This is a genomic window from Streptomyces sp. NPDC012794, from assembly GCF_042901085.1.
Classification (GTDB): domain Bacteria; phylum Actinomycetota; class Actinomycetes; order Streptomycetales; family Streptomycetaceae; genus Streptomyces.
Genome location: NZ_JBIBCI010000011.1, coordinates 221,805 through 229,002, shown reverse-complemented (window position 1 = coordinate 229,002; position 7,198 = coordinate 221,805). Strand labels below are relative to the sequence as shown.

The 7,198-nt window shown below is 73.5% G+C and carries 6 protein-coding genes; 1 reads left to right on the top strand and 5 read right to left on the bottom strand.

The window, feature by feature from the left end; genetic code table 11:
* Positions 1-196 precede the first annotated feature (196 nt).
* Positions 197-922: a hypothetical protein gene (locus tag ACFY7H_RS22025; protein ID WP_388940366.1), complete on the top strand. Its 726-nt coding sequence runs from the start codon at positions 197-199 to the stop codon at positions 920-922.
* 47 nt (positions 923-969) lie between these two features.
* Here the strand turns inward: ACFY7H_RS22025 and ACFY7H_RS22020 are convergent, their stop codons facing one another.
* From ACFY7H_RS22020 to ACFY7H_RS22000, 5 genes are read right to left on the bottom strand one after another with little or no spacing between them, the layout of a single operon-like run.
* Positions 970-2,223, bottom strand: coding sequence for an acetyl-CoA carboxylase biotin carboxylase subunit family protein (locus ACFY7H_RS22020; RefSeq protein WP_388940365.1), 1,254 nt, complete (start codon positions 2,221-2,223; stop codon positions 970-972).
* On the bottom strand, positions 2,220-3,512 hold the full coding sequence (locus tag ACFY7H_RS22015; RefSeq protein WP_388940364.1) for an ATP-grasp domain-containing protein: 1,293 nt from the start codon (positions 3,510-3,512) through the stop codon (positions 2,220-2,222). Before ACFY7H_RS22015 ends, ACFY7H_RS22020 begins: the two co-directional genes overlap by 4 nt.
* Positions 3,509-4,747, bottom strand: coding sequence for an ATP-grasp domain-containing protein (locus ACFY7H_RS22010; protein WP_388940362.1), 1,239 nt, complete (start codon positions 4,745-4,747; stop codon positions 3,509-3,511). The genes ACFY7H_RS22015 and ACFY7H_RS22010 overlap by 4 nt, the downstream gene beginning before the upstream one ends.
* A complete protein-coding gene (locus tag ACFY7H_RS22005) occupies positions 4,744-6,060 on the bottom strand; it encodes an MFS transporter (RefSeq protein ID WP_388940360.1) in 1,317 nt (438 codons plus the stop codon). The genes ACFY7H_RS22010 and ACFY7H_RS22005 overlap by 4 nt, the downstream gene beginning before the upstream one ends.
* 52 nt (positions 6,061-6,112) lie before the next feature.
* On the bottom strand, positions 6,113-7,141 hold the full coding sequence (locus tag ACFY7H_RS22000; protein ID WP_388940358.1) for a PLP-dependent cysteine synthase family protein: 1,029 nt from the start codon (positions 7,139-7,141) through the stop codon (positions 6,113-6,115).
* Positions 7,142-7,198: the final 57 nt, after the last annotated feature.

The window sequence follows — 7,198 nt, the reverse complement described above, 5'->3', positions numbered from 1 at the left end:
CCTTGATCGAGCGCTGGGCAGGCCTTGCACCTGCATTCCCCCACGGGAAGTGGGGTGTCTTTCCTTGGACCACCAACGCCGGTCCCACCACCGTGTTTCCGCGGCGGCGAGCTCGAGATCGACTATACCGTAACCCCCAGGTCAGCGCACCCGCCCGAGGGCCGACAATGGTCTGACGTCGACGAAGGGGGTACCGATGCCGCGCCGTCCGCGCGTCATGGCGGTGGCCGTCGCCCTGCTGGTCTGCGGGGCCGTCTCCACGGCCTGCGGGCCCGGGGCGGGGGCCGGACCGGGGGCGCGCCGCGCGGAGCCGCTGACGGCGGCCGAGTTGCTGTCGGTCCTGCCCTCGGGGAAGGACCTGCCGGGCTTCGTCGTCACGGCCCGCGGGCCGGCCGCCGCGGCCACGCCCTCCGCCGTGGCCTCCCGGGTCGCCCCGGGACATCCCGCGGAGTGCCAGGCCCTGGTCGACTTCGAGCTGGACCACGGGGCGGCGCACCGGCCGGCGGCCAGGGTGGTGGCCACGGTGGCGCCGCGCTCGGGCACCTCGGACGCCCGTCGGAACGTCGACTTCGGGAAGCTCCACTCCGTGGCGCTGTCGAGCCACACCGTCGAGGAGGCGTCGGCGGTGCTGGAGTCCCTCAGGAAGGCCGTACCTCTGTGCGGGGGGTTCCTGGTGTACACCCTGGCCTACGGTGACCAGGACGCCCGCGTCGTCGTCGGCGGGCGACCCGCGCCGGCGGCCGGGGACGACGCGGTCGCCTTCGACTGGACGGTGCCGGGCATCGCGATGGAGCAGACCGTGCCCGTCACGGTCGTCCGTACCGGCGGCGTCCTCACCGCGTACTCCGGCGCGGTACCGGCCGGCGTCGCACAGGGCCAGCACCGGCGGCTGCGGGCCTTCCTCTCCGGGTCCGCGGGCTGACGGGGGCGGGCGACGGGAGCCGGGAACCCGGGTCGCCCGCCGGCCGGTCAGTCGATCACGATCTCCGTCTCGAACCGGGCTCCCAGTTCCCGCAGGCGCCGCTCGCACTCCTCCCGCGTCGGCGCCGACAGTACGGCGGCCGCGAGGAAGTCGGAGGACAGCGCGGCCTCTTCGATGACCTCGCCCGGTTCGGCGAAGACCCCGTAGAACTCCACCCAGGGCTCCTCGGGGGTGACCGGGATGGCGCGTACGGTGCCGGGCCGCTTCATCATCAGGACCTGGCCCGCCATGCGGACCGGCTCCAGCCGGGCGCCTTCCGCCGTCCCGGCCGGGACGGGCAGCCGCAGTCCCGTGTGCGCCCGCACCGCCAGCTCGACCGGGTGCACCCCGAACACCGCGTGCAGCACCTCCCGGATCCGAGCGCCGGCGGGGCGGGAGGCGACCTCGCAGACGACGAGGCGGTCGTCGGGGGTGTGGAAGACCTCCGCGTGGAAGCAGTAGTCCGCCGGGCCGCCGAGGGCGTCGAGCGCCTCCTGCGCCACCTCCAGCAGCCGCGGGGTCAGCGGGTCCGAGGGCGCCAGGGTGAGGTCCACCCGGGCGCCGGGGTCGGCGCGGAAGGAGGAGAGGTCGTACTGGTACTGGGACGGCCAGGCCATCACCGTGCGGCCGCCCACGACCACGCCGTCCACGTGACACATCCGGCCCGGGACGTACGCCTCTGCCAGCAGGTCCTCCCGGGGCGCCGTGCCGGGCGGGAAGGCCTCGGCCAGGTGCTGCTCCAGCTCGTCCGCCGTCGTGACGATCCTCAGCCCGATGGAGCCGAAGCCGTCCCGGGCCTTGAGGACCAGCGGCAGGCCGTGCTCGTCCGCGAAGTCCCGCGCCGCGTCGACCGTACCGGGCAGGGAGTACGGGGCGACCTCGATGCCGGCCGCCTCCAGCCGCCGCTTCATCAGCAGCTTGTCCCGGAAGGGCAGCACTTCCCCGGGCAGCTGCCCGGGGAGGCCGAACTTCTCGCGCAGCCGGGCCGCCCGCAGCAGGTCCGCCTCGTGGGGGGCGATGACGTGGGTGACCCCGTACTCCTCGGCCAGTTCGAGGGCGACGTGGTCGAGGAGTGCCTCGTCCTCGAAGTCGTCGAGCACGACCAGCCTGCGGTAGCCCCCGTCGCCGTCCGGGACCTGTTCGCGGGCGCCCTCGATCCGGTCGCGGGCGGCGATCACCACCACGCCGCCGTCGAGCCCCGCCAGCCAGCGGTCGTAGGGGAACGGGCCGAGGGGGAACCGGTGCAGTACGAGGGCGGTCACGCCGCGACCTCCAGCTCTCTGGCGCCGGCCGGCACCGGGGCCGGGGTCACGTCGATGCGGATCCGCGCGGTCAGCCGCTCGCACAGGGCGATCGCGGCGTCGGTGTCTGCCGCGGTCACCGCGGCGAAGCCGAGCCGGTCCCAGTTGTCCCGCAGCGGGCGCACCGGGTCCCCGGGCCCCACGGAGACCTCCACGGCAAGCACGTCGGGGCGGGCGGCGACCTCCTCGACGCCGGAGACGGCCGTGACCGTGCCGGGGTCACGGAGCACGAAGCGGGTGCAGGCGCCCGCGCGTGCCTCCGGGGGCTCCGCGAGGGCCTCGACCAGGCCCAGCGGCCAGGCGACGCCGTAGCCGAGGAGGTCGATCCCGTAGGCGGCCTCGACCAGTTCGTTGATGTGGCCGCCGCCGACCCGGTTGTGGGACTCGATGACGACGGGGCCCCGGGAGGTCAGGCGCAGCTCGGTGTGGCTGGGTCCGTCGGTGACGCCCATCGTGTCGAGGAAGTCCTCGACCGCGGCCCTGATCCGGGCGTGGGCGTCCGGTGCCAGGCGGGCGGGCAGGGCGTGGCCGAGCTCCGCGAAGTGGGTCTCGTCGACGAGCTTCTCGGTCACGGCGATCACCACGTGGCGGCCGGCGAAGCTGAAGGCCTCCACGCTGAACTCGGGCCCGTCGAGGTAGGACTCCATCAGGAACTCGGTGATCCTGTAGAGGGTCGAGCCCCGGTCGGTGTGCCGGCCGCGCAGCTCCTCGATCCGCTCCCAGGTCGCGTCCAGTTCCTCGGCGCTGCCGACGCGGAGCAGGCCGAAGCCGGCGGTGGCGTCGGTGGGCTTGATGATGAAGGGGTAGCCGGCGAGGGCGGCGAAGGCGTCGAGGGAGGCGCGGTCGGTGACCCGGTCCCAGTGGATCGACAGCTTGCCGCGCTCGGTGAGGTGCCGGCGCATCAGGAACTTGTCGCGCATGCGGCGGCTGGCCTCGGGGCCGGTGCCGGGGAAGCCGAAGTGGGCGTTGAGGCGGGCGGCCATGTCCAGGCCGGCCTCGGTGAGGGAGGCGATCGTGTCGAAGCCCCAGACCTCCCGGGCGGCCTCGGCGAGCGGCCGTACGGTGTCCCAGTCGGTGTAGTCGACCATCAGCAGGGCGTCGGCGAGGCCCGTCTGGTAGGCGTTGATCTTGTCGGGGTGCTGGAGGAGCACCACGCGGACGCCCAGCGCCTTGGCGCGTTGGAGGTGCTGGTCCGTGGCGCCGACGAGCAGCAGGGTGCGGTCCGCGGCGCGCGCGGTCGGGGCGGTCATCGCAGGGCTTCCTTCGGGGTGGGAGTGGTCGTGGTGCGCAGTGCGGTGCGGGCCGCGGCGATCCGTTCGGCGGCTCCGGAGGGGGTCGGGGCGTCGACGACGGCGTAGCCGTGGCGGGTGCCGGAGTCGGTGGTGCGGGGCAGGACGTCGCCCGGCGCGTACGGGAAGTGCACGCCGTGGACGTGGTCGAGGGCGCGCAGTCCGTCGAGGCCCTCGACGGACTCCAGGCGTCCGGCGGGGAGCTGGAAGAAGCCGATGGAGGCGTACCGGTGCGGTGCGGGGACGGTGACGTCCTCGCCGGCCAGGCCGCGGAAGATCGCGGCCTCCAGGTCGTAGCCGGTGGCGACCTCGACGAGCAGCGGGATGCGGTCACCGCCGAGGCGGGCCTGGGATTCGACGATGCGCGGGCCGGCCGGGGTGAGGATGACCTCGGTGTGGGCGGGTCCGAAGGCGTAGCCGGTGAGGTCGAGCAGGGCGGTGACGGTGTCGCGTACGGCCTCGGCGTCGGCCGCGTCGAGGGGGGCCGGGTGGATGTGTCCGGTCTCCACGAATCCGGGCGGGCCGCTGGTCTGCTTGGCGGTGATCCCGACGACGTGGTGGGTGCCGCCGACGGTCAGGGTCTCGACGCTGTATTCGGGGCCTTCGAGGAAGTCCTCGATGATGAAGGGGCCTTCGAAGCCGCCCGCCTTGACCCGCTCGGTCCATTCGTCGAGGTCGTCGGCGGTGCGGACCAGTGCGATCCCCCGGCTGCCGGCCGTGTTGGTGGGCTTGACCACGGCGGGCAGTCCGAACTCGGCCAGCAGCGGCTCCACTTCGGCGAGGGTCTCGGCCCGCCGTGCCCGGACGACGGAGACGCCGCCGGCGTTGAGCAGGCCGCGCATCGCGTGCTTGTCGTTGAGCAGCCGTACGGATTCGGCGGTGTTCGGCGACAGGCCGAGGGCCTCGGCTTCGGCGAGCACGGGGGCCATGGTGGCCTCGCTGCCGAGGTGCAGGACGTACTGGACGTCGTGCTCCAGCGCCGTCCTGGCGACGAGGGCGCGCAGGGCCGCCTCGTCCGTGAAGTCGGCCAGGAGCAGTTCCCGCGAGTGCGCGGCGACGGCGTCGAGGTAGTCGGGCGGGCGCAGCGCCGGGTCCCAGATCGACCAGACCTGGAATCCCGCTTCAACGGCCTTGCGTACGAGCTGTTCGTACGGCATCACCATCAGGATGCGGCCGGGCTCGCGGGGCGGGGTCATGACGTGGCTCCGTTCTGGGCCGGTGCGGTCGCCGGCGGGGCGGCCGGCCGCTCGGCGGCGGGTTCCTGCTCCGCGGCGGGGCGGCGGGATCCGCGCAGCGGCAGCAGGGAGCGGTAGACGAGGATGGCGCCGAGGCCGAAGGCACCGTAGAGGACGCTCATGCCGACCGGGGAGAGGAAGGCTCCCACGGTCACGCAGACCGATCCGATGAGCAGGCCGACGCGGGGCACCAGGCCGTAGGCGGCGAGGTACTTGGTGCGGGCAGCCGGGTCCACCAGGTCGGCCAGGAGGGCCTGCTTGACCGGTACGTTCGCGATCTCGCCGAGGGTGAAGACGACGGCGGCGGCGATCAGGATCCAGCCGTTGTCGCTTACGGCGAGAACCATGTGGCCGGCGGTGAAGAGGGCGATCCCCGCGTAGAGGCGGACCCGGTCGGACAGCCGGCGGAACATGCTGCCGGCGAAGAGGGCGAAGCCGACGACCAGGACGGTGTTGACCGCCCGCAGGATGCCGAGCATGGCGACGCCGTCCACGGAGGGGAACCACCGCTCCAGGCCGGCCAGCGCCTGTTCGGGGAAGTCGTCGGCGAGGCGGACGGCGATGTAGTAGCCGATCTGGACCTCGATGGCCCGGGTGAGGAGCGCGGCGCCCACCAGCCTGAGGAACACCCGGTCCCGGGAGACGGCGAGGTAGCCGCGGAGCATGGCCGGGATGCCGGACGCCCGGTCTCCGGCGGATTCCGGGGCGCTCTCGGCGATCCGCCACCAGGTGACCAGGGCGGTCGCCAGGGAGAGCGCGGCCGCGCCGGCCAGCAGCAGGGCGAAGTGTTCTCCGTAGAAGAAGCCGCCGATCAGGGCGCCGACGGTGAACGCCATGTTGATCGACCAGTAGTTGACCGTGTAGACGAGCCGGCGGTTCTCGGGGGTGGAGACGTCGATCATCATCGCCTCGGCGGCGGGTGTGGCGGCGCTGGCGAGGCAGGTGTTGAGCAGGAAGAGGAGGAAGGTGGCCGCCCCGGACTGCCACCAGGGCGAGTTGGCCAGGGCGAGCAGGGCGAAGGTGAGCGCCGCCCCCACCTCGCCGGCGACCATCAGCGGCTTGCGGCCGTGGACGTCCGCGAGGTGGCCCCCGACAAAGTTGCTGGCGATGCCCGCCGCGGCCACGGCCATGGTCAGCGCGCCGGCCGCGGCCGCGCCGTAGAGCGTGGCGAGGTGGATGACCATCAGCGGCATCAGCATGATGCCGAGCATCCGCTGGACGAATCCGATGCCGAGCCTCAGCTTGATGTTCGGATGGAGCTGACGGAAGTTCACGCCGGGTTCCTTCGGGGGTGGGGGACGGGGCCGGGCGCCCGGGCGCGGACGGTCAGGGCTTTGCGGTCAGGGCGGGAGCCGGGGCGGGAGCCGGGGCGGGGGCCGGGGCCGGCTGCTGGGCGGACCGGGCGGCGGGGGCGGAGGCCTCGTTCCAGAGGCTGAGGTAGCGCTCGCCGGTGTCGGGCAGGATCGTGACGATCGAGGCGCCGATGTAGTCCGGGTGCGCGGCCAGCCGGGCGCAGGCGTGGGCGACGGCGCCGGAGGAGACGCCGACGAAGATGCCCTGCTCGCGGGCGAGCGAGCGGGCGCCGGTCATGGCCTCCTCGTCGGTGACGGTGACGACGCTGTCGATCAGGGAGACGTCGGTGGTGGGGGCCACGAAACCACCGTTGAGGCCCGGGATCCGGTGCAGGCCGCCCGTGCCCTGGGAGAGCACCGGGGAGTTCTCCGGCTCGACCGCGACCACGCGGATCGCCGGGTTCTGCTCCTTGAGGTACTTCGCGACGCCGCTGAGCGTGCCTCCGGTGCCGACGCCGCAGACCAGTACGTCGATCCGCCCCGCCGTGTCGGCCCAGATCTCGGGGCCGGTGGTCTCGTAGTGGGCGCGCACGTTGTCGCTGTTCTCGTGCTGGCAGGCGAACCAGGACCCAGGGGTGGCCGCGTGCAGCTCCTCGGCCTTGGCGATGGCGCCGGGGTAGCCGGCGTCGCGGGGCGTCAGCACGACTTCCGCGCCCAGGGCCTTGAGGAGGGCGATGCGCTCGGCGGTGGCGCTGTCGGGCAGCACGATGACGCAGCGGTAGCCGCGGGACGCGGAGAGGGCGGCCAGGGAGATGCCGGTGTTCCCGGAGGTCGCCTCGATGACGGTGCCGCTGCCGGGCGTCAGTTCGCCGCGCTCCTCGGCGGCGCGCAGCATGGCGAGGGCCGCCCGGTCCTTGCTGGTGGACATCGGGTTGGCGGACTCCAGTTTGGCCAGTACCTCGGCGCCCGGGGCGGAGTCTTCGAAGTGCAGTCGGATCAGCGGGGTCGAGCCGACCAGGTCCGCGATGCTGTCTGCGATGCGGCGCGTCTCACGGCTTTCCACGTGTGGTTCCTCACAAGTCAGGTCGTACGGCTGCGCGCCGGGTGGACGGATGCGGTC